Raw genomic sequence first — 24565 nt, 5'->3', positions numbered from 1 at the left:
AATCTATTACCATATCATAAACTCATAAGTACTTCCGTTTGTTTCTTGCATATATATGCGACTCGTGCAAAACCCCATACGTTTATATAGTTTAATAGCCCTTTTATTGAAAGTAGCTACAGATAATGTCATCTGTTTAGGTTCATCATTCATTCTTATAAAACACGTCGCAGCCTTTAAAAAAGTGGCACCTTTTCCTTGACCAGTTAAGTCTGGTCTCAATCCAAGGCCTATATCCATTGAGTCACCCATTTGCTCAATCATCAAAAAAGCGATAAGCTCTTCTTCATCCTTTACAGAAAAAACAAACTCTCCCCGTTCTTTTTCATCCAAAAATGCAACTAAATCCGCCTCATCTTCTTCCATATTATAAAAATCATAGGGGGCATCATACTGCCAAGTTAAAGCAATTTCCTCAGCTTCCTGTTGCGACATGATATTAAATGAATACGGCTTTATAGACTCCTCCTTATTTTAGAAAATTATACCACTTCCTCCCTATACAAAACGCCATTTTAACAAACATTTAATGATCATTTGAGAATGGCATTTTTTAAACAAGATGCTATTTCAACCTATATATCAGCATCTATTAAAAGGCCATAACTAGCCATTTAATATGCAGGTCCCTGCTCTTGGCAGCGAAGTCCGCATTGAGAGCGATACTTGTGGAGTAAAGTGTTTCCTGCTTTTTTTCAGACTTGTAAGCCTATTTGACTCTTGTGCGTAATTTCTCGGCTTCCTCTATACCTCTTTTGCGCGTATCTGGCTTTTGCGCGCAATTCTTCTTCTCTCTCCCTTATCTTGTGCGCGTATTTAGCTCTTTCACGCATTTGCGCGCATTTCTTCTTCTCTTTCTCATAACTTGTGCGCATATTTTGCTCTTTCGCGCATTTCCTCTGCCTTCTCTATGACTCTTTTGCGCGTATCTGGCTTTTGCGCGCAATTCTTCTTCTCTTTCTCATAACTTGATCGCGTTTTTGGCTCTTTCGCGCATTTCCTCGGCTTCCTCTATACCACTTTTGCGCGTATCTGGCTTTTGCGCGCAATTCTTCTTCTCTCTCTCATAACTTGTGCGCGTTTTTGACTCTTTCGCGCATTTCCTCCCCCTCCTCTATGACTCTTTTGCGCGTATCCGGCATTTGCGCGCAACTCTTCTTCTCTTTCTCATAACTTGTGCGCGTTTTTGATTCTTGCCAACATAGTTTCTTAATCTCTTCCCTCGCATTGTAGGTTATGCAGCCAAGATAGACTATTGATCGCAAACAAAAAAATACCACAGAATTAAATTCTGTGGCATGCGAATTCTATCATCTATGATAACTTTTAAGAAGCTTTTTGAACTTTATTATCAGCTGGCGGGTTAAATTGGCCTTCCCACTTTGCGATAACAAGTGCTGCAAGGGAATTACCAACTACGTTTACTGCTGTACGACCCATATCTAGGATACGGTCGATACCTGCGATAAAAGCAAGTCCTGCTGCAGGCAGTCCAATTGTACTGAAAGTAGCTAGTAGAACAACAAACGAAACGCCTGGTACACCTGCCATACCTTTAGAAGTAATCATTAGTACAAGCATTAATGTGATTTGTTCAACAATACTTAACTCAATACCAAACATTTGTGCAATAAATAATGCTGCAATGGCTTGGTATAAAACGGAACCATCGAGGTTAAATGAGTAACCAGTTGGAATAACAAAAGAAGCGATATGTTTCGGGCTTCCTGCTTGTTCCATCTTGTCCATAATTCGTGGAAGAACCGTTTCTGAACTCGCTGTTGAGAAAGCTAGAAGTAATTCTTCTTTAATGGATCCAAGTAATTTAAAGATATTCACACCGATAATTTTAGCCATAATTCCTAAAATAACGATAACGAAGAATGCCATTGTTCCATACACAGTTAACGCTAATTTCCCTAAAGGAATCAATGAAGCAAAACCATATTTTGAAATCGTCACACCAATTAACGCAAACACCCCTATTGGTGCATACTTCATAAATAAGTTTGTTACATAAAACATCGCCTTAGCTGTGCCTTCAAAAAATCTTAATACTGGTTTCCCTTTTTCACCTATTGCAGCGACTCCTAGTCCAAACACAACGGCAAAGAAAATAATTGCAAGCATGTCACCTTCCACCATTGCTTGAACCGGATTTGTCGGTACAATATGCAATAGCGTATCGGCTATTGATTTTCCTTCTTGCTCTTCATTCGTTTGAACATATCCAGAAATATCATTCTGTTCTAAGCTCTCCATATCCAAACCTGCTCCAGGTTGGAATATATTAGCAGAAATAAGTCCCACTGCAATCGCTACCATTGTCATTCCAATGAAATAAAACAGTGATTTTCCGCCGAGCTTACCGACTGATTTAATGTCACCAACACCAGCAATAGCAACGATGATTGTTGAAAGGACGATCGGTACGACGATCATTTTAATTAAACGGATAAATAAATCACCAAAAGGCTGTAAAAAACTTTGAGCGGTTTCATTTCCGTAGAAAATACCACCAATGACAATACCTAAAATAAGACCAATCAAAATTTGAGTAGCTAGACTCATTTTAAATATTTTTTTCATAAAAAAACCTCACCTTCTATAAATTTGATCTAGTGCTTAGGCAAGGGAAACAAGGTTAATTAATTTAAGGTGAAAATAAACCAAAAAAAAAAGCCTTTTCAGTCATTTTCCCGCAATCATATAAACTCCTTTTGTCTCCTTTAATGCTGACGAGGTTAGCTTTCGGGTTAGGACTAAGGGAAACAGTAAGCCCCTCTAACATACATAGATTCACCCCAAACGGACATGTCCGCTGTAAAAATTGGGTCCCCCGTTCTTAGAAAAAAGATTAAGCAATATATTACAAAATACTTTTCTATTATATTATTAATACATTGAAATTGTAAATAGCAAGAATTACCGAGGATATTTAAAGCTGTGCGTTCACTATAGCGCACCTATCTAGAAAAACCTTTATAATTCTCTCAAATACTTATTATTTCTCTTGTTTACTACAATAACCTTCAGTTTAATTCTTCCGATTATTCCTCTTTTTTTAAATAAAAATTAAAGAAAAATATACACAAATTTTACAAAACTAATTTTTCTGAAATATTAATTATTTAGTCTATCTAAATAATTAATCAACGGTTACCGCAATGATCTTGTTTATGGTGGTTGATTTCATCGAATGCTTTTGTTATCACTAAAATAAGGGGGTTTACACATGCCTGTCATTAAACATCGTTTGTTGATTCATGCCGATATTCACTTATGTTTTGATTTAGCAAGAAATGTGGAAGTACACACGGAGACAACAAAGCAATCACAGGAGCGAGCTGTTGCAGGAGTGACTTCAGGTTTACTCAGGAGTGGGGACACAGTAACCTGGGAAGCTATACATTTTGGTGTAAAGCAAAGACTAACAGCAAAAGTAACGGAGATGGAACGCCCCTACCAATTTACAGATGTATTGGTCAAGGGTGCTTTTCAATCATTTATTCATGTTCATGAGTTCCGCGAGCATGAGGAAGGAACAGAAATGATAGATTCATTTTCTTATATCTCACCATTAGGATTGATTGGGAAGATAGCAGACTTCCTCTTTTTAAAAGCTTATATGCAACGATTCATAACCAAAAGAGCGTTAGCATTAAAAAAGATGGCAGAGGGGATTACATAACCCTCGCCATCTTTTTAATTAAGGTAGATTGATTTGCCAAGATACACCGAAGCGATCATTAATCCAAGCAAATTGTTGACTAAAACCATAATCACCTAAAGGCATTAATTCCGTACCACCGTCTACTAGCTTTTCGTAGACAACACGAAGTTCTTCCGCAGTATCACAATTCAAATAAAAGGAAAAGCTCGGGGTGAAATTGAACTGATGGGCGATATTACTATCAATGCACATCACTTCTTGGTCCTTTAGCTTGAATATGGCATGCATTACTGTCCCTTCATCACCCGCTTCATTTTCACCATAGCGGGCAATATTTATAATGCTTGAGTCTTCAATAATCGACGTATAATAATTCATCGCTTGCTCTGCTTGACCATCTTGAAACATAAGAAATGGCATGACACTTTTCATCTCTAATCTCCTTTATCTCTCATTTCCATTCATCATACTTCAATCGGAAGTTAGGAGCAAATCATTAGCTAGAGACAGCCTTATCTTCAAAATAACTTGCTTTTGATGGGCGATAGATAGTTGCGACTAACGCAATAGAAACAATTCCACTAATCACTGCAAAAGCAACACTGACTTCTTGTAAGGTAAACCACTCAGCTAGGAGACCCAGTAGTAATGTCAAACCAATCTGGACGATTCCTTGCAATAGATCAGCCACACTTGCAAACCTTCCCATAATGCCAACAGGTACTTGTTTTTGGAAAAAAGTCACGTAACCTGCATTTGCAAACGTAAAGAAGAACCCTAATATGACAAAGGCTATGGTTGCAGTTAAATAATGTGAAGATGCATAGAAGACTATGTAACCGATTGATGTCAATAACATCCCCGCACCAATATATAGTTTTAATGATAATTTTTTCGCTAATAAACTCGAACATAAACCGCCAAATATAGCACCGATACCTGTCATGGCCACAATATAGCCATACGCTTCATTAGATAGGCCAAGATCTCTCGTTAAAAAGGTAACTTCTTGAGAATCCAGGGCGACACATATGAGCATCGTCGTTTGGAATAACAAGTATACAGATATAAAATATTTGGCTCCTTTTGAAAACCGGATAATTGTTCGCCAATCTTCTATTAATGTTTTTAAGCGAATTCGCTCTCTAACATGATTATTCTGCTCATCCACATTCGGAAGTAAGAAAATAAAGAAAGCACAAATAATAAAAGTAGCCGCATTAATATAGAAACAGACAGCCAAACTAACCGTCGTCATTAATACACCCGCAATAGCTGGACCAATCATAATTGCCCCATTACCTGCCATTCCGATAAGAGCATTAACTCGCTTACGTTCTGACTCTGGAATTAATTTGGTTATGTATACCTGTGAGCTTGGTCCAAAAAAACTACCAGCCAAATTAATAAGTAACAATAAGAAGTAAATCAACCACAATGAATGTAAAAATGGTAAACAGACAACTAAAAGACCACGTACAATATCAATAAAAATCATTAACCTTCTCTTATTTACTCTATCAATTACGCTACCTGACCAAAGGTTGGTCATAAGCATTGCTAGAGGTCTAATAATATAAAGACCCGCAACTGCAGCTGCAGAACCGGTTAAGTCAATAATATATACGTTCAACGCAATCAAATAAATCCAATTTCCTAAATAAGAAACGCCTATACCCAATATAAGCAGCGCAGGATTTCTCCAACCGATAGGTATCACCCCTTAAAAAAATACAAGATTCAGAAAATACAGTACAGGAAATATGTTACACTACTTATAAAAAATAACAAGGGGAAATCGATGGAAATTCAAGAAAAAAACTTACAAAAAGAGGAAAAAGCAGTTAGATATACTCATATAAATTCAGGCGCACCGTCCGTATGTATTATGTTTTCAGGAGCAGGATACAACTATAATCATCCATTGTTTTACTACGCTACGATGATGATGATTGAACAGGGCATTGATGTTGTTCATATCCATTATCAATATGAAGCAAATTTATTAAAAACACATAGAGTAGAAGACATTTCATCCTTAATGATGGCAGATATTCACCTAGTTATTACGGATCTATCTCAAAAACATATCTATCAAAAAACCATCCTGTTGGGCAAATCTCTTGGTACGATACCGATCACTTTACACCTTGCGAAAGAAGAATTTTTCCGTGAGGCACAGATCATTCTTTTAACACCGTTATTAAAATTCCCATCAATCGCTAAGGCAACAGTACTTATAAAGCAAGAGGTGTTACTCGTCATGGGTAATCAAGATCCATATTTCCATCATGAAACAATCGAAAAAATGAAGGAACGTTCTATTCAAATAGAAATAATAGATGGCGCAAATCACTCACTCGACATCGACTATCATACGGAACATTCCCTTCAAACGTTGAAAACAGTAATGGCAGAATTAAAGAGATTTATTTCTTGATATGGTTAAAAAAGTAAAGATTATTTTACTATGCTTTTTAAAGTCTGTTTTTTATATTTATGAAAATCAATAATGTCAAAGCCGATAAAATATTTACACTTCTCATCAGCAAAATAAAATTGGATGCCTTTCAGTAGATAATGTTTCTTAACAGCTTGTCCAGATAGCCGGAAAGATAGGGTTTCACCATTTTCGTGATATATTTTTTCTGACCCTGCTATCGGGGATAATCTTTGCGCAATCTCTCCAAAACATTCTATACCAACGATTCGATCATGCTCATCAATATCGACTAGTAATGGAGAATCACCCACATCTTCTGTTGCTTGAATAGTATACGTTTCTGAATCAGGCAGTAAATAGATATAGCCAGCTTTCGCCTCTGTATCAAATGTAATTCTAGATTCCAATCCTTATCCCCCTCAGATTTTTAGTTTGATGAATATTATGTAAACATAGGATTCCTTTGTATAGAAACCCTACATTCTTAGGATTTAATTATAGTTATTATTGATTGTATTTGCCAATTGGGAAAGCATTTGTTTCATTTCTTGTTGTTCTAGTTGATATCGGTTAGAAAGCTCGATTATTTCACTTTCATTGCCTTTAATCATTATTATAACTTGCTTAGCAGCCGTTCTTTTTATCACGCGATACCCTTGCTGTGAAGTAGTTGCTATTCCTTCATCATTTGGTAAACAATAGCCATTCACTTGACAACTACCATCATCTCTTACTCTTAATTGTCCCAATAACCCTACTGCAGACCACTCTTGTCTATCTTGTCTTGAAACATAAGATTGCGATGGATCCCATTTCGTACTAATGATCGGTTTGGTTTCTGTAACCGATGACCGAGGTTCTCCATTTTTTGAAGCTGGCAAAGGTACCTCAATATGGGTGTACATTCTACGTCCCCATTCATCTAATTCATATTTCCCCTGCCAATTCAAGCTTGCACTATTACCTAATAAACTTGGAGTAGCACTTGTAACACCAAGAATATATCTATCAGATGCAGTTGCCTTTCGCATCTTATCTCCTTCTAATGTAACAAAGTATCCTGGATCAATTGCCAAGCCATCTATACTTTCAAACATCTCTGCTATATCTGCCCCACCAGTATTGTATGTGGCTCCATCAATATACATTTCGCCATTACTAGCTAACCATTTAGCACCGAGGCTTCTTGTGTCTGCAGCTGTACCGTTACCAATAAACCATGAAAAAGGTTCTTCGGCATCACCGTATCTACCTATAATATGTGCTCCGGCTTGACCATTTGTACTTGTTCCAAGTCCCTCCGCATGAGAGTAATCACCTGAAGCGATCGTATCTGTGCCTTCTGCATGACTTGCTAATCCACTCGCCACATTGTTAAATCCTTCAACATGAGAACTATTTCCACTGGCAGTGTTAGGCGCTGGTAAGTTTGCTCCATCTGATCCCCCTTCTGCGTGTGCTGAGAAACCACTGGCCGTATTTTCAGTTCCTTCCGCATGGGACGCATTTCCACTGGCGGTTGTTCCTAACCCTTCGGCGCATGGGCATAAGGTGCGTCAAATGCTGTACTAGATAAGTAGCCCTCGGCATGGGAAGAAGTGCCCGCCGCTACTGTACTCTGACCTTGGGCATGTGCAAAAGTGCCTGAGGCAATTGTTGAATTTCCCTCGGCATGTGAATTGTAACCAGAGGCCTCTGATCCATCTCCCTCAGCATGAGACCAAGTTCCCGAAGCAATTGTTGAAGTACCTTCTGCATGAGCCGCACCTCCACTCGCTGTTGTAAGGTAACCTTCCGAATGAGAATAGTCACCTTGTGCCTGTGTACTCCCACCTTCAGCATGGGAGTAGGCTCCTAACGCTTGAGTATTGTACCCTTCGGAATGACTACCAAAGTTACTTGCTACACTTAGAAAACCTTCTGCATGTGCGCCAGAATTAGATGCAGTGGTTTGAACACCCTCGGCATGAGCACCGTAAGCAGTTGCATTTGTTGAACCCCCTTCGGCATGGGAGGCGGTAGAGGTAGCATTAGTAGATAAACCCTCGGCATGCGCGCTACTGCCAGAAGCTAACGTACCATCTCCTTCCGCATGAGAGGCATCCCCACTCGCGGTTGTACCTAACCCTTCTGCATGCGCAGCCCCTCCACTTGCTGTTGATTCTGAACCTTCTGCATGCGAAACATCTCCGCTTGCATTTGTTTCTGAACCTTCTGCATGAGAGGTTTCCCCACTAGCCGTTGTGGCATAACCTTCTGAATGACTATTATCTCCAATCGCCGTTGTATTTGTTCCTTCCGCATGTGCCTCATTTCCAATTGCCGAAGTATTAATCCCCTCGGCATGAGAGGCATATCCACTTGCTTCAGTCCCATGTCCCTCAGCGTGTGATACACCCCCGATGGCCAAACTTTCAAATCCCTCCGCATGGGATGCTGTCCCTAATGCATTTGTCGAATTCCCCTCAGCATGAGACCCATCACCGTTTGCAGTTGTACTAAAACCTTCTGCATGCGCAGCGACTCCACCTGCATTTGATTGAGCCCCTTCTGCATGTGAACCAATTCCATCTGTTGTTGTTCCATAACCTTCTGCATGTGAATTATCAGCAATCGCCATATTTCCAAAGCCTTCCACATGAGAAGCTGTCCCTAAAGCTTCCGTCGAATTTCCCTCCGCATGAGACGCTTGCCCACTCGCTAGTGTATTAAACCCCTCACTATGTGCAGCAACCTCCGTTGCATTAGTACTTGAGCCTTCCACGTGAGAAGCTGCACCTGTTGCTATTGATGCATAACCCTCGGCATGAGAGGTCTCTCCAGTCGCTATACTATTATAGCCCTCCGCATGAGACGCTGTGCCAGCAGCTTCTGTTGTACTACCCTCCGCATGCGAAGCCACACCACTTGCAGTAGTATTATAGCCACCTGCATCGGAACATGTTCCTAAAGCATTTCTATTACAATCAGCCAAATGTAGCACTCCTTTCCACAAGAATTTAACCTTTATCCTGATAGTTTATTAAGAAAAGATCATTTTCGTGTGGACAAGTAGCCTACTTTTATCACTTTATCTCTTTGGCTTTTTCTAAATGTAACCATATTACCACTCAACTCTTACAAGGCAAAAAAAAAACGAAAAAATGATATAAGAAGCAACATTTTTTCGTTAAAATCTCATTACTCTATTTAAATATATCTTGTAGCTAAAGTCCCTTCAAGGATTCTTCCCATTCAGTGATAGACCACTTTTTGCAAACTTTCTGCAACTCCTCTGGTGTATCCACCGTACACATCAACTCTAAACTATTGCCGTCTGGGTCTTTAAAATAAACGGAAGCATTACTTTGATGTGATCGAATAAATGGAGCCACCGACTTTCTGCTGCCAAATGGCACTGCTTCAATTCCCTTTGTTTCTAACCAGTTTAATGACCGCTTTAAATTTTCATAGGAAACGCGAAAGGCAACATGTCTAACAGAAGGATGATAGGGCAACTTGTACTCTTCTCCTTGCCATAGACCTAACCAACTTTTATCCTTTTCAATCCAGAGAAATACTGTCTCTTCATCCCTTAATGCCACCTGTAACCCTAGATTCGTATAAAATTCAATCGCGTCATCTAAATTTTTGACTGGTAAATGAGCTTCATATAAGCCTTCTATCATTGCATCATCAGTCCTCCTTTATCTAATTATATTTTTATACAAAAGAGAACTCATCACGACCGATAAAAGCTGTATCTTCCTTACGACTTTTGATGGAGAGCGGACTTTGCAATAGGTTACTTTCTTGAACAAGTTCTATTATTTCGGATACATTATGATAAAAATAGGAGAGATCGTCCACTATTTCCACTGGGCACCCTTGAAAATTCTGGCTTCCTAGCAATTAACAAACCGGCATCTAAATCACCTTTCTCAGGTTGGTTTAAGATGATCGTATCCACCTATCCTCCCGCTAACATCACCCACCTGAATCGATGGTGCTTTTAATCTCATTTAATCGCTTATAATGATTGAACCCGTTTGACTTGTTGCCTTCAAGGCTACTTCATGTGTAACTTGAATCACAACCGCCAACTCCTCCTAGTCCCTCCACGATTTCTCTGGGCGATCTGATGGAAAGCCATTTGTTACGCGGTACGCCTTTCTCTCATCCGTGAAGTCAAACCTTTTTTTAGGTATTTTCTTATTGTTAGCAAAATGAATGACACAGCGAATTTGATCTTCCACACAGCCATCCGTTCTCACACCCATCTCCTTTTCCAGCAGATCAAATAGTTGTGCTGGATTTTCATTCTTTATATCTTCTAAACGATAGATTTGCAGATATCGAACAAGTTTATCCGCTAATCCAAAACCAACCGAGGGCACCAATTGAAAATCTGCCCATCCCTTTATCTTTCGTGCCCTTTGATCTGATATATTTAAATGCTGACTAATTTCTTTTATCCCAAGTGTATGTATTTGGCTGATCTTCAATCTTGCCTTTCGTAGTCTAGACCTTTCATCCGCTGTTAAAGGTCATTCAGGTTGATAAGATGGCATCGGCTTCCTCCTTCCTGGCTTACATTTATAATATTAGTGGTTTATAACCTTTTCTTTTTTTATAATGATCAAGTGTACCCATCTCTAAGTTTGCTACTATCTCCATTCTCTCTAAATCTCTTCTTGTCACAACAGGATCCGCCGCATTCCAGCGCACAGTGCGAATGAAATAATACGTTTTAATTGGGTGAAAGACTACTTTTGAATGGGGAAAAGCATCGAAAGTAAATTCAATCGCTCCCCGTTTTTTATAAGAATAGGAAAGAATATTCATTGTGTTGATCCATCCCTTTGCTTTTAAGTCGTACAATTCTTTACCCTTATACGAAAGGTCTTCAATCCCTTTTTCCGCTTTTTCCTCTCATTCTTTAAGTAGCCTATCTCCTTCACGCTTTCGGTAATTGCCTTACCCCCTCCAAATACGCCAACATACGGCGATCATCATTGATAGGATAAGAGAATCGAAGGTGATTAGCCACTTCTTGAGCTAACGCACGAAACAATTTGCATGTGGTCATAACTGCTTCCCACATATTTTCCTCATCTCCATCACTATAAGTTTTTCTGTACATCTCCCAATAGGAAGGAGGGAGATAACACTTATAATATTTTCCTAACTTACCAGTAGAAATACGAAAATCATATTGAATACCGATCCACCAATCGACCATTTTGTTTAATGCGTCTCTTATGTCAGAGTTAAACATTGCTTGAGCATATGGCCATTCATCTCGCCAAATACCTTTCGCCACATTTTGTAGACACCACCAGAAGTTATTTGTATAAGCATCATATTCACCTTCACTCGGTGTTTGCACGTGGTAATCGACATCTGTCGGAGGAGGAATAATGGGCAAGTACTCACCTTTATCTAATAAAGGAACAGTCAGTTTATCTTCCCCATATTCTTTTCGCATCACTTCCTTCGTTTGAAAGCGAAGATCGATGCGATTGCCGTCTGTAAATAGCATCAGAAAACCATAACTCTTGAAGTCTTGCACTATTTCTTTACCAAAATCATTTTTATCTGGTTCTTGCTTCATAATCAACTCGCCGAATGATGCGATCCAATTTTGATTTTTAATAAAAGGCTCGGTATCTTCAACGACATAAACAATATCATAATCTTGAAACTGGTCTCTTGGGACATTTATATTTGTTCTGGAACCGTTCATATAGACGGCAAAAATCCTTTCTTCGTTTTTTGCAAAGTCTATAATCGTCGCCATCATTTCTGTTTCAGACCTCATCACTTCACCACCCAAGTATTGGTTCTTTGTTTACTAAGAAAAGTCCTGCTTCCGGCGATTATTAGGCAAGTGATTGTGCTTGTAATCTCGCTAATTCTTTTTCAATGTTCTCTACATCAATGCGCGCAAACAATGGTTCAACTGGTGCAGTGAGTGTCACACCATTCAAAACAACCTCTTGCCATCTCCGCTCTTGGACATTGAGTAATTCAAATACCTTTTCACTTGAAAACGGTAAAAAAGGAGAAAGTAATTGCGCGAGGTTGGCAAGAAGATAAACACAATTAGCTAACGTTTTTTCACAAGTCCCTTGATCCTCATGCCATTGTTGCCATGGCTTTTGCTCATCAAAATATTTATTAGATTTTCGCACATAGGCGAATATATTTTCTAGGGCTTGCTTCATGCTTCCTTGTTCAATGAGGTTTCCAACTTCATGATATAAGCAGTTTATTTCTCCTTTTATCTTCTCATCAATATCCGACGTTGTAATGACACCGGCAAATGATTTTTCAATAAATTTCAACGTACGATTCACAAAATTCCCATATGCACCGAGCAATTCGCTATTATGGCTATAGATAAACTCTTTCCAAGAAAAATCGGCATCGCGATTCTCCGGTGCATTAATCGTAAGAAAGTAGCGAATCGAATCTGGTTCATATCTTTCTAAGAAATCAGGCACCCAAACAGCCCAATTTTTACTCGTCGATAACTTCTTTTTTTCTAAAGTAACATATTCGTTGGAAATCACCCTTGTCGGCAATGCCGCAATTCCTATTCCTTGTAAAATGGCGGGCCAAATGACCGTGTGGAACGGGATATTATCTTTTCCGTGCACATAATACGAGGTTGTTTCACTTGACCAAAAAAGATGATCATCCTGATTGTTTTCTTCGGCCCACTTTTTACTTGCCGAATAATAGCCTGAAACCGCCTCAATCCATACATACACCTTTTTCTCTTCATAACCAGAAACAGGGACACTGACACCGATTGGTAAATCTCGAGAAATGGCTCTGTCGTGCAAGCCTTCACCTAAATACCTCTTCGTTAAATGCAATGCATTCTCTCTCCATAAATGTTGCACTTCAGCCCGTTGTGTATATTTCTCCAAATCAGCTTGTAAGTCACTTAGTGCAAAATAAAAATGTTCTGTCTCCCTTGTCGTAGGTGTGTGACCACAAATTTTACAGCTGCGTTCATGAAGTTCAAGGGGCTCTAAGATGGTTGCACAATGATCACATTGATCACCTCTGGCAGGTTCATTGCAAACTGGACATAATCCTTCCACATAGCGGTCTGGCAAGAACTGCTGACAGTGCTCACAATAGGTTTGCTCTACCTTTCGCTTGTAGATCAAGCCTTTTTCTAAAAGCGCTAAAAATATTTCTTGTACTCCATGATGGTGATGAGCTGTATCTGTTCTTGTATAAATATCATAAGAAAAACCTAATTGTGTAAAGCAATCAACAAACTCCCGGTGATAGTGATCTGCTATCGCCTGCGGCTCTACCCCCGCCTGTCTTGCTTTCACAGTAATCGGTGTACCATTACAATCACTGCCTGAAGCATATAGCACTTTTTCTCCTTTTAAACGATAATATCTTGCCAAAATGTCTCCAGGTAGCAAACTTGAAACATGACCGAGATGCAAAGATCCATTTGCATAAGCCCACGCCCCACCAATAAAAATACTCATCTTCTATTCCCCCTAAATTTTAGCCTGATTGATTGAGACACGACTGCAAACAAAAAACCTCGCCCCATAGCTATTGCTAGCTAAGGGCGAGGTTTACACCACGCGTTACCACCTTATTTTACAAATAGGTTACCCTACTTGCCTCATCAAGTACGCCAGTCCCAATCGGCCTTTATACTGTGACATTGATAACGAGTGCCAAAACTCGGCGTAGCCTACTTATACTAATAAACAAGTATGTTCAGTACACAGCTCAGAGACCATTTTTCGAATGATTGCTTTTTGCTTCTTCTCAGCTACCGAAGCTCTCTGCTTAAAAAACGACACATTCTACTTTTTCTCTTCATTGCTTTTGAAGTAAAAATATATAAGGGTAATTTTAATCAACTGGGTTTTGAAAGTCAATGGGAGAAGTGAAAGGCAAATGTGTTTTGCTCGGGCTTAGTGACGGAATTTCTAACTGAATGACTTGCTAATAATGCTATTTGCTCGGCTTTCGCGGACGATTTTCTAGTTGAATGACTTGCTAATGCTTTTTGCTCCGCTTTCGTGACGGGTTTTCTGACTGAATGACTCGCTAATGCTTTTTGCTCGGCTTTCGTGACGGATTTACTGTCTGAATGACTTGCTAATGCTTTTTGCTCGGCTCTCGTGGGGGATTTTCTAGTTGAATGACTTGCTAATGCTTTTTGCTCGGCTCTCGTGGGGGATTTTCTAGTTGAATGACTTGCTAATGCTTTTTGCTCGGCTTTCGTGACGGATTTTCTGTCTGAATGACTCGCTAATGCTTTTTGCTCGGCCTTCGTGACGGATTTACTGTCTGAATGACTCGCTAATGCTTTTTGCTCTGACTGAATGACTTGCTAATGCTTTTTGCTCGGCTTTCATGTCGGGTTTTCTGACTGAATGACTCGCTAATACTTCCTTGTTTTACTTTTACAATTGCTGGTTGTGTATTTCGGCCCAATCACGGGTCTTTATCTATTTCTCGGTGGCACGGAAAAACAATATTTGCCGACGATTTATCTCTCGATTACCAATGAAAGGCCTGGGCTCATTGGGCAGGCACGCGGCTTCATCTACCACTCACCATGGATTATTCTTTTCCCTCTCATAGCTTACTTATTACTACTATTGGCCTTTTATCTCGTCTCGTCAGGTTAAATAACCAGGCAAATAAAAATTGGCGGAGGATGACTCATTTATGATTTTCGGGTATATAGAAGGGTAAAGAAATAGGAGGGGAATCACCATGACCATTGAATCCATCATCATTGGCGTTATTCTTATATTCATCCAGCTTTTTGCACTAAAGATTGTTAAGTGGCTACCAATGAGAGAACAAAAAATACTGTCGCTATCCGGCGGTGTCGCGATCGCTTATGTATTTGTATATATTCTCCCTTCCATGCATGAAGAACAAGACAAGTTAGGTGGCACACTAGCGATCGATTCCGAACTATACTTCTTGGGGTTGATTGGATTAATTGTTTACTATAGTGTGTATAAATTCGCAAAATCTACAAAAGCGCAAAAAATGAACCAAAACGCCGCCTATTTTGTGCAAGCAACTTTTTTCGCTATCTATACATTTATGGTTTCTTATATTGTATTCTCATCTGATGTTCACTCTGGTGAAGCTTTATTTTATGGATTAGCCATCGGTCTTCACTTTATCGGCATATCCTATCATATTGGAAAAGGTAACGAAGATGTTCACCATCAGTACGGACGCTTTCTATTTGCGATAGCTACGCTTATAGGGGCACTTGCCGGATCAATGGGCCCTACTTCAGGGTTATTCGTCCACTCCATCATCGCTTTCAGTTCAGGCGCAATGATCTTTAATGTCATCAGTAAAGAGTTACCGGAGGAAGACTATGCCCATCTGCCCACTTTCTTATTGGCTTCCCTTTTGTACTCATTGATTCTCTTTACTCTTAAAACCGTCTTTAATTGGTAAATAAAACGAGATAACCCAATTTAAATGACATGAGCAAATTCCCAGAAACTTTTGTTCATGTCTTTTTTATGGAGTTGTACTCAGCTCTTCCTAGTTACTTTTTCTGTAAAGTATAGCACTAGTAAGAATCATAACGATTGTACCAATCATTAATAAACCGTTTGGGATCCAATACAATTCACTCGGTAAAGCACTAAATAATATGATAGACAGCACGATTAAAGGTATCATGCCTAAAATATACAGACGGATGATTGGATTTTGCCACTTTATATTAAACTGATTCAACTAATTGTCCCCCCTTTGTGCTAGCTAGTAACCATCCCCCCACAACCCTTTCAAAAAGAATTCCGCCTTCGCTCCCCAAATGTTGATGACATACACTTGATCAAAATAGACCATTACACCAATAATAATCAAAATGAAACCACCAATTTTCATCAAATGGCTCGAATATTTATGAAAGAATCGCACCTTCTCAATAGCAAAACCTAGTAAGATAAACGGTATAGAAAATCCTAACGAATAAGCCGTAATATGGATAAAAGTTTGTTCTGGTGGTTGAGCCAAACTAGCGTAAATAATAGCACCTAAGATGGGGCCAATACATGGGGTCCAAGCTGCAGCAAAAATGACGCCTACTAAGTATGAATTCAAACAAGTTCCTGCTTGTTTATATTTGAAGAGGCGTATCTCCTTCATAAAAAATTTCGGCTGAAAAAGTCCCATTAAAAATATCCCCATCATAACAAGGAAAATCCCGCCAAACATGCGAATGAGATCATTATATTCTCTAAAAAACTCCCCAAGAAAGCTCGCAGAAAAACCCAATACATAGTTTAAAGATGCTAATCCGAAACAAAACGCAACCGCATGAAGGATTACCTTCGACTGTGCACCACGCTTTTGTTTCAGGTCATTTACCGATACCCCGGTAATATAAGAGATAAAAGTCGGATATAACGGTAGCGTACACGGAGAGAAAAATGCCAATAGCCCGCCTAATAATGCTAAGGTTACTGTCATATTCATTATATCCATCACTAGGTATCCTCCTGATCCATTTAAGTAAGTGTTTTCAGTATCTTACAAGTAATTCTAACCACTTATGATGTGGCATATGTAATTGAATCGCCGTTTGTAGCCATTTCTTTTCTTCAGAAGATAGGAAATCGACGACTCGAAGAAAGTCCTCTTGATCTTTCGCTCTCGTATCTTTCGCTTTATATAACAACACCACTTCGGGGCTCAAATATGGAATATCTTCTATGTGTACGGACTTCATTTTTTCAAATGAATAACGAATACGCTCATCTCTTCTAAAGATCCAATCGTTATGTTGGATTTCATTTAACAATACTTCTAAAGAAGTACCATCTATCACATTCTGGCAATGAATTTCATGAATCGGTCGCTGTAAGTTTTCCCCTTCCCAAGTAACTAGTTCACCATTCACCACCTTCTGAAACCTCCATTGTTTAAGGTGATTTTTTACATGCGCTTGATCCTGACGAAATACAGCGATTTCAATATCTTTATGTTCTCTAGTCTTTTGACCGATATGCAAATCAATCGCCCAACCACCCGCAATAAACCACGGTTTATCAAATCCCGACATGAGTTCCTTTATTCTATGACAAAGTTGGAACTCCGTCATAATTTCAACCCCATATATAAAGCTCCTGCTACCGGATTGTACGTATATGGCGGAATTTCATAAAACTGGTTAAGAGAATAATTTCTTGAAACGACCAAATCATCTACTCCTTTCTTCAACAACCAACCATCATTGATATTTACTACTCGTATTTAGTCGCCGAAATGATGATCATCATGGGTCTTCTCATTTCATTCTTCATTTCCTCTGTATGCATCATATGTTCTGGTGGCTTTGGTTCCACTACTCTTGTGATTTGAAAACCTTGCTTTAGTAAGCCATCAAGATAAGTAGTCAAAGTTTTATGGTATTTCGTTACTTTTTCTCCCAAAAAGGTTGTTTGTCTTTCTCCTTCAAAGAAATAATGGTCAACAGGAAAATGAGAAACCTCTTGCTGTGCATCATAGAACCAATCTTGACTACCTTGTGCTGTAAAAATAGGATGTTCTACAGAAAAAATAAATTGTCCTCCTTTTACCAATCCCTTATGAACATTATTAGCCACTTCTTCAAAGTTAGGTACATAGTGTAGGGCAAGTGAACTTACTATCAAATCATAATGCCTCTCTTCTATTTGCATATCCTCTATCGTGGATCGAATATATGTAACATTTTCATAGTCTTGTGACATTTGTTTTTGCTTTCGAAATCATTTTTTCAGAAATGTCTACTCCCACAACTGATTTAGCTCCATGCTCTGCCGCGAATCGGCAATGCCAACCGAAACCACAACCTAAATCTAAGACGGTTTTATCCTGAAAGGTTGGCAGCATACCTTTTAATGTTTGCCATTCTCCAGCTCCTTCTAAGCCTTTTACCGATCGTGTCATTTGACTATATTTTTCAAAAAAGGATGCTTGATCATATATATTCTCCTTCATAACGAACCTCCTTATTTAATATTGAACTTCTTTAACGCCTCACTTATCCCTCCTTCACTTGCCCTGGAGGTCACATAATCGGCAGCAGTCTTTACGCCTTGGCTACCATTACCCATCGCAATTCCTAGCCCAACAAGTTTCACCATATCAATGTCATTGTCACCATCGCCAAAAGCAATTGCTTCATGAGGGTACACATTGAAATAGGCTAATACTTCTTTTATTGCTACATACTTAGATACCTCTTTTTCAACTACATTTAAGATATAAGGGTGCCACCTCTTAAAGATTAAATAAGGAAACGTTTGCCGATAAATATCTACTACTCTATCATTCGCAAATAAACATAATAGATAGACCTCTTCCTCAAGAATAGCAGGCACTATACTCGGATAATCAGCAAGAGATAAAGTCTCATTAAGTGCTGTAAGAATAGCTTCTTCTTTGACACCATTCATATAAAGGGATTCAGTATAAAAAGATAAACCATGTTTCATTTTTTCTGCAAAGTTCATCACGTCTATTAATCTCTCTTTATTAAATGGAATCTTATGTATGACCGTCTGTTGATGCTTGGCATATCCTCCGTTAGCAGTTATAAATGTCTCTATCCCTATTTCCCGCAACTCTTCACACATGGATAATGGCCTACCAGTAGCCGCAACAACGTGTATACCTTTCTCCATCAGTTTTCTAATCACTACCTTGGTTGTTGGTGGTATACTCCCATCTTTTTCACTCGTTATCGTACCATCCACATCAAAGAAGACCAGTTTATAAGTCATCTTCTCTCAACCTCTTTATGATGATAAAAATAGGGTCCATACCACGGGTTTTCATGCGTTCTTATATATGTCCAAGTAAAATCAACATCTACCACATAGATATCACTTTCTCTCTCGAAATCAAGCGCCTTGAGTGATGTTACCCGATCAATGATATACGCACTATCCTCCATCTCGTAAAAAATATAACAAGACATATTTTTCATTTGTTCTAACTTACCTCTAGCCTGTTCTCCTTTAAGACAAGTGACTGTCTCATAACTAAAAACATGCCATAAATATCCACAAATTTTTCCTCTTTCATATAAATAGATCTCTTCTTTTTCACGCTCATTCAAGTGACTAGCAAATGACTGCCCACAGCGATATTGTAAATAAGGACCCCATTTCGGTATCTCGGTTACTTTTACTCCCCGATCTCGCAATCTTGTTACTAAATCCTCCACTCCATCACTTCCTATCCGCCAACAAGAAAACCTCACCGGTATTGGCATCAACCCCATACAAACTATCAATCATTGCACTTAAAATATATTTTCGTGTATCAAAGTCATACACATAACAAGGTTTTAACACAATGAATTCCTTGATTTTTTCATAGGCTTCTTCTTTTGATAGGACAACCTCTTCCGGGCCATCATACGATTTAAATTGATCAATCAATAACTGGTTGTCTATATAATTAATCACCTCGAGTGAACGGGGATCGATAAAGACTTTCAGTTTCCGCTGGAAAACAAACGAGTTTTTCTTACTTCCTATTAAATTTGCGTGAATATAACCAATATCGCGATTGAAAGAAGTTAATAACCATTCCCCTGAATACTCTGGGTATACTTGTCTTAAAAACGTTTGAACGACGTCAATATAAGCAGTTACTTCACTTTCATTAATCGGTTCAGTATCAGCACTAGGTTCATTCGTGAATGCCTGTTTTGCTGAGATATCTTCTATCAACATCAACTCACTCAGAGTGAAGTTATTTTGTAGCGGCTCCGACCAAACCAATAGCTCTTCCAATTCAATACGCCCACATCTATCGGTAAACCCTTCAAAAGGAAATGTTTTCGAAAGATCATTGGCTATATATATTTCCTCTACAGCATATATAGCGTGGATTTTTTCTTCTTCAAAGGAAGGATGATGTATCAGTTTGATTTGCGCTTGGGCTGTTTTCTTTACTTGCTCAACGGTCAGTGTATATTCCTCTTCTTTCACTACTTCTTCTTTTGGGAATTGCCCATAAACACTATAAAAAACGAGTTTTCCTTCACTATTTAGTTTCAGTTCAATATAACCAGGTGGAGATATATCTATCCCTTTATAGCATTCTTTAAAAACGTACTTGTCCCCTTTATGGGATTCCAGTTGAAAATGCCTACCATATATCAAATTCGTTTCCGCTTCTATCCATTTGATAATGCTTTCTACATCCCGCTGTTGAAAGACAACACCATGCTCTGCATATGTTGCCCCTTCCACAAAAATCGCGGATTCTACCTTATTTGTTTGCAAATCGATCGTAATTACTGCCGTTCCCTCAGGATTTAAATTTTCCTCAACAATATCTGCCTCTTTAGGAAACCACTCCATACAAAATTGGTAAACTGTTTCATTGAACAGTGTTACGCGGCGACTGTAACTACTACGACATAAATCATAATGAGCTAAGCCGAACTTTAATCTGGTCCATTCTATTATTTTTTGTTCTTGTTCGTTTATAATCATTTCTTAACCATCTCCCTTAACACATTTGTCATGTCGCCTGTGGTCAAATACGTCTCCCCATCATTAACCATATACATGAGAATACTAGGATCATCTTGTTCTCCTACCCATAAATGAATGGCATGAGTAGGTAAACCCTTTTTATACTCAACCATTACATCATAATCTGGCAGTCTTTCATTTAATACTGTTGGCTCTTTTACAGCTGTTAAAATGACTTTTTCCACTGTTTTTATGTCTGCATCTTCTTTGATAGAAAAAAGGATGGTTTCATTTATTTCACCCACGCCTTTTGATGGTGAAAAATGAATAGCTTTAATTGGCTCGTCCAATAACACCATCGGCTCTCCCTTTTCACAACCGATGAGAACGAATACGCTTAAAACGATAGCGAGGTATATGATTTTCATACTTACTCCTTCATACACATAAATGGAAATATATGCTTATTATCATACAATGGAACAAAAAAAAGAGCCACACTTCATGTGACCCTTTACATAATAAAAATAATGATAAATCCTAATAAAACAAGCAGTATCGTACCAAGTAATGCCGCATAAAAAATCTGCAGGCCCATTTTCTTAAAAGCGGAGAGTTCTACATTTAACCCTAAGCCCGCCATTGCCATTGCTAATAATAAATATGATCCACTAATAAGCCATTGAACAAGTTCAGTCGGCAACCACCCCAACGTATTGATGGCACTCATCGCGAGAAAACCGAAAATAAACCAAGGAATCGGTAACTTGTTCTTTGTTGCGCTCTCTTGACTTTCCCGCTTCTTCATATAATAGCCGATAAGAATAGCCACTGGTACAAGTAAAATGACTCTTGTTAGTTTAACGATAATGGCGATATTCTCTGCCTCCACACCACCAACAGAAGAAGCAGCAACAACGTGCGCAATCTCATGCAGGGTGCCTCCAGTTAACATACCATATTGGTAATCGGTTATTGGTAAAATCGGATAAAGAAATGTATAAAGTAACGTGAATAGCGTACCAAGCACAGCAATCACACCGACACTGACAGCAGTCACACTTTCCTTCGCTCTGACAACAGATGCAATCGCCACAATCGCAGCCGCACCACAAATCGCCGTACCACATGCCGTTAATAAACTTAATGTCTTATCCACACGAAGCATCCTAGCGAAGCTATAAACTGCTAGGAGGGTGACACATAATAAGAATGCCGCATAAAGAAAAGTACTTACACCTGCATGAGCTAAATCGGATAAATTAAGGCGCAAACCTAACAAGATAATGCCTAGTCTTAATAATTTTTTACTAGAAAAATCAACACCGACTTTATATGAACGGTTCCAACCAATCGTATGAGACCAAATTATACCTAGCAAAATGGCTAAAACGAGCTGACCGATAATCGTCAGGTAAGGTAGTTTGGCGAGAAGCCCAGCCATAATTGCAATAATCAATGTCGTTCCTATTCCAAAATAAAAGGAGCCTGTTCTCAAAGATGACTTTAAATCCATTACTGCCTCCCCTTTCTCTATTACAGTATAGTTTTGTCCTTTTTATTTTGGAAATAAATATATATAATAATACTTATTCATTTTATTGATAAATGGGGTGGTTTTATAATGCATATGGAGGAACTTGAGACGTTTCTTGTCCTCGCACGCGAGAAAAATTTTACAAAAACAGCTAAACAAAGGGCATTATCTCAACCAACCGTTAGTGTCCATATAAAAAACCTGGAAGAAGAATTTGCGACCTCACTCATTCAGCGCACAACAAAAAAAGTCCACTTAACAGCAGAAGGGGAACTTTTTTACAATCAAGGCTTAAAAATATGGGATGTGTATCAGCAGCTTAAAGAAACATTATATGAGAAAAAAAAAGTCGCCTCAGGGCTCATACGAATCGGAGCTAGCTTTACAATTGGTGAATACATTTTGCCGAGCGTTATCGCACAATTACAAGCAACACATGAGCAATTATCCTTCCATGTGACGATTGGTAATACAGATCAGGTGATTAATAGTGTGAGGCGGTTAGAAGTAGATATCGGTTTAGTGGAAGGGCAAACCTATGCAAGAGAGGTGGTCCAAACACCCTTTGCAGAAGATCGTTTAGTGATTGTCTGTTCACCTGCCTATGAAGGAAATTTTCATTCGATAGATGATTTGCATGATCAGGAATGGATTATCCGCGAAGAAGGTTCGGGGACAAGGCAATCATTTGACCACCTGATCGAATCTCATCAAATGAGAGTCAAATCCACCTTCATCATCAGCTCTACCCAAGGAATAAAAAGTAGTGTAAAAAGTGGACTAGGACTCGCCTTACTATCCGAGGCAGCCATACAAGAGGAATTAACATACGGTCTATTAAAGATTGTACCGATAGAAGGCCTTTATGCAAAACGAGCCTTTTCTTATATCCTAACCAAAGGGACAAACCTTAATCGCAATACGCAATTATTAGTCGATACATTGAAATATGGTCCTGAAGCTTAGTATTTAAACAAACGTTTGATTAAATGGGAGGAATAAACAAGTTACAGGTTCTACTTTTCTCCAGATTGTTATTTAAACAACTGGAGAATAGCACGAGGAACGGCAAAGATGTAATCTGCAAACGTCAAGGTATTTTCAACTTTGTCAAATCTCTCTTCGAATCGATCCTGATATTTAGTAAGGTTATTTGTGACAACCTCTCCTTGAATGGGTTCCAGGCGATTTTTAAAACGAATGCGAATCGATTTTCCCTTCTGCCAATCGCCAGAGTTACTGATTTGAAAATGAATATGCGCTTCAGAAGAGTTACCTGAGTTCCCACATTTGCCAAGTAATTGTTTTTGGCGAACTTGTTCTCCTTCTTTCACAATAATCGTATCTTTTTTAAAATGAGCAATCATACTATATTCTTTATGTGCATGCTCAATCACAATATAGTTGCCTGGCGGGTGTTCTTCATCCATCTGCCCAGGTATATTGTCATCGAGGCCATCGACTACCTGAATGACCGTTCCATCTTGCGGAGCAATGACTTCGGCCCCAAAAGCATAATAACTTTCATTCTTTTCCGGTCTACCATTATATGTAGAGCCATCCTTCACCTTTAAAAGGTCATAGGCATATCTTTGATGTTCATAAGCGTAATGATAATTAATGAATTCATTTGTGCCACCCCAAAATATAAACCATTCATCCATTACTGGCATAATATATTCATTCTTCGTATAGATCTTATCTGTTTCAGGAAAGACAAAATATGGTTTTAAGTAGAGGCTTGCAATCGTATGCTTTTCGTCGAATCCAACGACGACCGCTTTTGCTTTTGTATGATCCACCCATACGAATTGATCGACATTTAAGACATTCGTCTGTGAGACTAATTGATAACTTTGTACACCTGCATTAAAAGATGAACCCATCTGGACAAAATCGGCCCTTGATACCATCCCTTGAAACACTTTTGAGGTTGCATTATAAATTTCCTTAAAATCTTCTTTTAACCAATGATCTATAAACCAATCAGTATCCATTGACCCGACCATTCCATCTACCCCCTAGGTTTCTATTCTTTATATAGAAGAGAAAATCAAACGATTCTCAAGAAATATTTTGCAGTTAATAGTTAGAAAACCACCAATAGTTACTTTAATTCGACTTGAATCTTCTAACTTTCCTTCCAAATCTCCTCTTATAGCAAGTCCTAAATTTTCATCCTGTAATTCGCCATTTACATATAGCTTTTCACCATTAATCCAGTAATTCTCAACTAGTATATGATCTCCCTGATGGTTCACTTCAAAAACCTTCTTCATGTAAATCACTCCTCGTTTATTTTTACGACTAACTCGGGAATAAGTTTCACAAATAATCTGTTTTTCTCTTACCAAAAAAAAGATTCTTGAATTATGATGAAAGTCATAGTATATTCTAACCGAGGATAAATTTAA

30 protein-coding genes, 1 pseudogene, 1 riboswitch and 1 other annotated feature are annotated in these 24565 nt (G+C 38.7%); of the genes and pseudogenes, 4 read left to right on the top strand and 27 right to left on the bottom strand.

Translation table 11 applies throughout. The features are described from left to right. Positions 1–6 precede the first annotated feature (6 nt). From LG276_RS01935 to LG276_RS01920, 4 genes are all read right to left on the bottom strand, one after another. Entirely contained in the window at positions 7–435 is a 429-nt protein-coding gene (locus LG276_RS01935; protein WP_404293315.1) for a GNAT family N-acetyltransferase, read from the bottom strand. A gap of 260 nt (positions 436–695) precedes the next feature. Beyond that, positions 696–875, bottom strand: a complete 180-nt coding sequence (locus LG276_RS01930; protein ID WP_404293313.1) for a hypothetical protein — start codon at positions 873–875, stop codon at positions 696–698. A gap of 136 nt (positions 876–1011) precedes the next feature. After that, positions 1012–1152: a hypothetical protein gene (locus LG276_RS01925; protein WP_404293311.1), complete on the bottom strand. Its 141-nt coding sequence runs from the start codon at positions 1150–1152 to the stop codon at positions 1012–1014. Positions 1153–1326: 174 nt separating this feature from the next. Continuing rightward, on the bottom strand, positions 1327–2589 hold the full coding sequence (locus LG276_RS01920; RefSeq protein WP_224938257.1) for a cation:dicarboxylate symporter family transporter: 1263 nt from the start codon (positions 2587–2589) through the stop codon (positions 1327–1329). Between the two features lie 129 nt (positions 2590–2718). Next, positions 2719–2874: riboswitch (cyclic di-AMP (ydaO/yuaA leader) on the bottom strand. A 361-nt stretch (positions 2875–3235) separates the two neighbouring features. Between LG276_RS01920 and LG276_RS01915 the strand changes: the two genes are divergently transcribed. Then, positions 3236–3691, top strand: coding sequence for an SRPBCC family protein (locus LG276_RS01915; RefSeq protein ID WP_341104800.1), 456 nt, complete (start codon positions 3236–3238; stop codon positions 3689–3691). An 18-nt stretch (positions 3692–3709) separates the two neighbouring features. Here the strand turns inward: LG276_RS01915 and LG276_RS01910 are convergent, their stop codons facing one another. Beyond that, on the bottom strand, positions 3710–4105 hold the full coding sequence (locus LG276_RS01910) for a VOC family protein (RefSeq protein ID WP_224938259.1): 396 nt from the start codon (positions 4103–4105) through the stop codon (positions 3710–3712). Between the two features lie 64 nt (positions 4106–4169). After that, entirely contained in the window at positions 4170–5315 is a 1146-nt protein-coding gene (locus LG276_RS01905) for an MFS transporter (RefSeq protein ID WP_404293309.1), read from the bottom strand. A gap of 159 nt (positions 5316–5474) precedes the next feature. Here LG276_RS01905 and LG276_RS01900 point away from each other — a divergent pair, with 159 nt between their 5' ends. Beyond that, positions 5475–6113: an alpha/beta family hydrolase gene (locus tag LG276_RS01900; protein ID WP_404293306.1), complete on the top strand. Its 639-nt coding sequence runs from the start codon at positions 5475–5477 to the stop codon at positions 6111–6113. 20 nt (positions 6114–6133) lie between these two features. Here LG276_RS01900 and LG276_RS01895 read toward each other — a convergent pair whose 3' ends face one another. The 9 genes from LG276_RS01895 to metG all read right to left on the bottom strand — a co-directional run bounded on the left by LG276_RS01895 (position 6134) and on the right by metG (position 13618). Further along, positions 6134–6523, bottom strand: a complete 390-nt coding sequence (locus tag LG276_RS01895) for a DUF2283 domain-containing protein (protein ID WP_224938261.1) — start codon at positions 6521–6523, stop codon at positions 6134–6136. Between the two features lie 84 nt (positions 6524–6607). Beyond that, on the bottom strand, positions 6608–7486 hold the full coding sequence (locus LG276_RS01890) for a peptidase G2 autoproteolytic cleavage domain-containing protein (protein WP_404293303.1): 879 nt from the start codon (positions 7484–7486) through the stop codon (positions 6608–6610). Between the two features lie 155 nt (positions 7487–7641). Continuing rightward, positions 7642–9090 carry a hypothetical protein gene (locus LG276_RS01885; RefSeq protein ID WP_404293301.1) on the bottom strand — a complete coding sequence of 483 codons (1449 nt, stop codon included), beginning with the start codon at positions 9088–9090 and terminating at the stop codon, positions 7642–7644. Positions 9091–9322: 232 nt separating this feature from the next. Continuing rightward, positions 9323–9784, bottom strand: a complete 462-nt coding sequence (locus LG276_RS01880; protein ID WP_404293298.1) for a VOC family protein — start codon at positions 9782–9784, stop codon at positions 9323–9325. A gap of 152 nt (positions 9785–9936) precedes the next feature. Next, positions 9937–10065 (bottom strand): hypothetical protein, encoded by a 129-nt coding sequence (locus LG276_RS01875; protein ID WP_404293296.1) that lies wholly within the window; start codon positions 10063–10065, stop codon positions 9937–9939. Between the two features lie 139 nt (positions 10066–10204). Further along, on the bottom strand, positions 10205–10600 hold the full coding sequence (locus tag LG276_RS01870; protein ID WP_404293293.1) for a helix-hairpin-helix domain-containing protein: 396 nt from the start codon (positions 10598–10600) through the stop codon (positions 10205–10207). Between the two features lie 91 nt (positions 10601–10691). Beyond that, a complete protein-coding gene (locus LG276_RS01865) occupies positions 10692–10940 on the bottom strand; it encodes a hypothetical protein (RefSeq protein ID WP_404294368.1) in 249 nt (82 codons plus the stop codon). A 112-nt stretch (positions 10941–11052) separates the two neighbouring features. Then, entirely contained in the window at positions 11053–11916 is an 864-nt protein-coding gene (locus LG276_RS01860) for an aminoglycoside 6-adenylyltransferase (protein WP_404293290.1), read from the bottom strand. 61 nt (positions 11917–11977) lie between these two features. Next, complete coding sequence (metG, locus tag LG276_RS01855) at positions 11978–13618, bottom strand: methionine--tRNA ligase (protein WP_404293288.1); 1641 nt, start codon at positions 13616–13618, stop codon at positions 11978–11980. 79 nt (positions 13619–13697) lie between these two features. Next, positions 13698–13974 (bottom strand) — a binding site (T-box leader). A gap of 896 nt (positions 13975–14870) precedes the next feature. Here metG and LG276_RS01850 point away from each other — a divergent pair. After that, positions 14871–15581, top strand: a complete 711-nt coding sequence (locus LG276_RS01850) for a hypothetical protein (RefSeq protein ID WP_224938268.1) — start codon at positions 14871–14873, stop codon at positions 15579–15581. A gap of 90 nt (positions 15582–15671) precedes the next feature. Here LG276_RS01850 and LG276_RS01845 read toward each other — a convergent pair whose 3' ends face one another. From LG276_RS01845 to LG276_RS01800, 10 genes and pseudogenes are all read right to left on the bottom strand, one after another. Then, positions 15672–15869, bottom strand: a complete 198-nt coding sequence (locus tag LG276_RS01845) for a hypothetical protein (RefSeq protein WP_289432630.1) — start codon at positions 15867–15869, stop codon at positions 15672–15674. A gap of 24 nt (positions 15870–15893) precedes the next feature. Then, positions 15894–16622, bottom strand: a complete 729-nt coding sequence (locus tag LG276_RS01840; RefSeq protein WP_289435104.1) for a cytochrome c biogenesis CcdA family protein — start codon at positions 16620–16622, stop codon at positions 15894–15896. A gap of 37 nt (positions 16623–16659) precedes the next feature. Continuing rightward, a complete protein-coding gene (locus LG276_RS01835) occupies positions 16660–17238 on the bottom strand; it encodes a nucleotidyltransferase domain-containing protein (protein WP_404293286.1) in 579 nt (192 codons plus the stop codon). Next, complete coding sequence (locus LG276_RS01830) at positions 17235–17357, bottom strand: hypothetical protein (RefSeq protein WP_404409905.1); 123 nt, start codon at positions 17355–17357, stop codon at positions 17235–17237. Before LG276_RS01830 ends, LG276_RS01835 begins: the two co-directional genes overlap by 4 nt. 23 nt (positions 17358–17380) lie before the next feature. Further along, positions 17381–18119, bottom strand: a pseudogene (locus LG276_RS01825) (class I SAM-dependent methyltransferase). 11 nt (positions 18120–18130) lie between these two features. Then, entirely contained in the window at positions 18131–18904 is a 774-nt protein-coding gene (locus tag LG276_RS01820) for a Cof-type HAD-IIB family hydrolase (protein ID WP_224938273.1), read from the bottom strand. After that, positions 18901–19350 carry a DUF4275 family protein gene (locus LG276_RS01815; protein ID WP_224938274.1) on the bottom strand — a complete coding sequence of 150 codons (450 nt, stop codon included), beginning with the start codon at positions 19348–19350 and terminating at the stop codon, positions 18901–18903. Before LG276_RS01815 ends, LG276_RS01820 begins: the two co-directional genes overlap by 4 nt. A 4-nt stretch (positions 19351–19354) precedes the next feature. Beyond that, a complete protein-coding gene (locus LG276_RS01810; RefSeq protein ID WP_251163036.1) occupies positions 19355–20632 on the bottom strand; it encodes a hypothetical protein in 1278 nt (425 codons plus the stop codon). Next, positions 20629–21042 carry a hypothetical protein gene (locus tag LG276_RS01805; protein ID WP_251163037.1) on the bottom strand — a complete coding sequence of 138 codons (414 nt, stop codon included), beginning with the start codon at positions 21040–21042 and terminating at the stop codon, positions 20629–20631. The genes LG276_RS01810 and LG276_RS01805 overlap by 4 nt, the downstream gene beginning before the upstream one ends. Before the next feature lie 86 nt (positions 21043–21128). Next, complete coding sequence (locus LG276_RS01800) at positions 21129–22130, bottom strand: YeiH family protein (protein ID WP_224938277.1); 1002 nt, start codon at positions 22128–22130, stop codon at positions 21129–21131. A gap of 108 nt (positions 22131–22238) precedes the next feature. Between LG276_RS01800 and LG276_RS01795 the strand changes: the two genes are divergently transcribed. After that, a complete protein-coding gene (locus LG276_RS01795; protein ID WP_251163038.1) occupies positions 22239–23117 on the top strand; it encodes a LysR family transcriptional regulator in 879 nt (292 codons plus the stop codon). 68 nt (positions 23118–23185) lie between these two features. Here LG276_RS01795 and LG276_RS01790 read toward each other — a convergent pair whose 3' ends face one another. Next, entirely contained in the window at positions 23186–24160 is a 975-nt protein-coding gene (locus LG276_RS01790; RefSeq protein WP_404293283.1) for a peptidoglycan DD-metalloendopeptidase family protein, read from the bottom strand. 27 nt (positions 24161–24187) lie between these two features. Further along, positions 24188–24430: a hypothetical protein gene (locus tag LG276_RS01785; protein ID WP_251163040.1), complete on the bottom strand. Its 243-nt coding sequence runs from the start codon at positions 24428–24430 to the stop codon at positions 24188–24190. Positions 24431–24565 lie beyond the last annotated feature (135 nt).

The organism is Cytobacillus kochii, from assembly GCF_044790165.1.
Lineage (GTDB): Bacteria > Bacillota > Bacilli > Bacillales > Cytobacillaceae > Cytobacillus > Cytobacillus kochii.
This window is presented reverse-complemented; position numbering and strand designations above follow the sequence as displayed.

Excerpts from the sequence above, each read along its gene's own strand:
- LG276_RS01930 (WP_404293313.1), bottom strand. The coding sequence starts at position 875 with ATGCGCACAAGTTATGAGAAAGAGAAGAAGAAATGCGCGCAAATGCGT.
- LG276_RS01810 (WP_251163036.1), bottom strand. The coding sequence starts at position 20,632 with ATGATTATAAACGAACAAGAACAAAAAATAATAGAATGGACCAGATTA.
- LG276_RS01790 (WP_404293283.1), bottom strand. The coding sequence starts at position 24,160 with ATGGTCGGGTCAATGGATACTGATTGGTTTATAGATCATTGGTTAAAA.
- LG276_RS01920 (WP_224938257.1), bottom strand. The coding sequence starts at position 2,589 with ATGAAAAAAATATTTAAAATGAGTCTAGCTACTCAAATTTTGATTGGT.
- LG276_RS01820 (WP_224938273.1), bottom strand. The coding sequence starts at position 18,904 with ATGACTTATAAACTGGTCTTCTTTGATGTGGATGGTACGATAACGAGT.
- LG276_RS01850 (WP_224938268.1), top strand. The coding sequence starts at position 14,871 with ATGACCATTGAATCCATCATCATTGGCGTTATTCTTATATTCATCCAG.
- LG276_RS01910 (WP_224938259.1), bottom strand. The coding sequence starts at position 4,105 with ATGAAAAGTGTCATGCCATTTCTTATGTTTCAAGATGGTCAAGCAGAG.
- LG276_RS01900 (WP_404293306.1), top strand. The coding sequence starts at position 5,475 with ATGGAAATTCAAGAAAAAAACTTACAAAAAGAGGAAAAAGCAGTTAGA.
- LG276_RS01865 (WP_404294368.1), bottom strand. The coding sequence starts at position 10,940 with ATGAATATTCTTTCCTATTCTTATAAAAAACGGGGAGCGATTGAATTT.
- LG276_RS01860 (WP_404293290.1), bottom strand. The coding sequence starts at position 11,916 with ATGAGGTCTGAAACAGAAATGATGGCGACGATTATAGACTTTGCAAAA.
- LG276_RS01795 (WP_251163038.1), top strand. The coding sequence starts at position 22,239 with ATGCATATGGAGGAACTTGAGACGTTTCTTGTCCTCGCACGCGAGAAA.
- LG276_RS01935 (WP_404293315.1), bottom strand. The coding sequence starts at position 435 with ATGTCGCAACAGGAAGCTGAGGAAATTGCTTTAACTTGGCAGTATGAT.
- LG276_RS01800 (WP_224938277.1), bottom strand. The coding sequence starts at position 22,130 with ATGGATTTAAAGTCATCTTTGAGAACAGGCTCCTTTTATTTTGGAATA.
- LG276_RS01835 (WP_404293286.1), bottom strand. The coding sequence starts at position 17,238 with ATGACGGAGTTCCAACTTTGTCATAGAATAAAGGAACTCATGTCGGGA.
- metG (WP_404293288.1), bottom strand. The coding sequence starts at position 13,618 with ATGAGTATTTTTATTGGTGGGGCGTGGGCTTATGCAAATGGATCTTTG.
- LG276_RS01880 (WP_404293298.1), bottom strand. The coding sequence starts at position 9,784 with ATGATAGAAGGCTTATATGAAGCTCATTTACCAGTCAAAAATTTAGAT.
- LG276_RS01915 (WP_341104800.1), top strand. The coding sequence starts at position 3,236 with ATGCCTGTCATTAAACATCGTTTGTTGATTCATGCCGATATTCACTTA.
- LG276_RS01840 (WP_289435104.1), bottom strand. The coding sequence starts at position 16,622 with ATGGATATAATGAATATGACAGTAACCTTAGCATTATTAGGCGGGCTA.
- LG276_RS01785 (WP_251163040.1), bottom strand. The coding sequence starts at position 24,430 with ATGAAGAAGGTTTTTGAAGTGAACCATCAGGGAGATCATATACTAGTT.
- LG276_RS01805 (WP_251163037.1), bottom strand. The coding sequence starts at position 21,042 with ATGAAAATCATATACCTCGCTATCGTTTTAAGCGTATTCGTTCTCATC.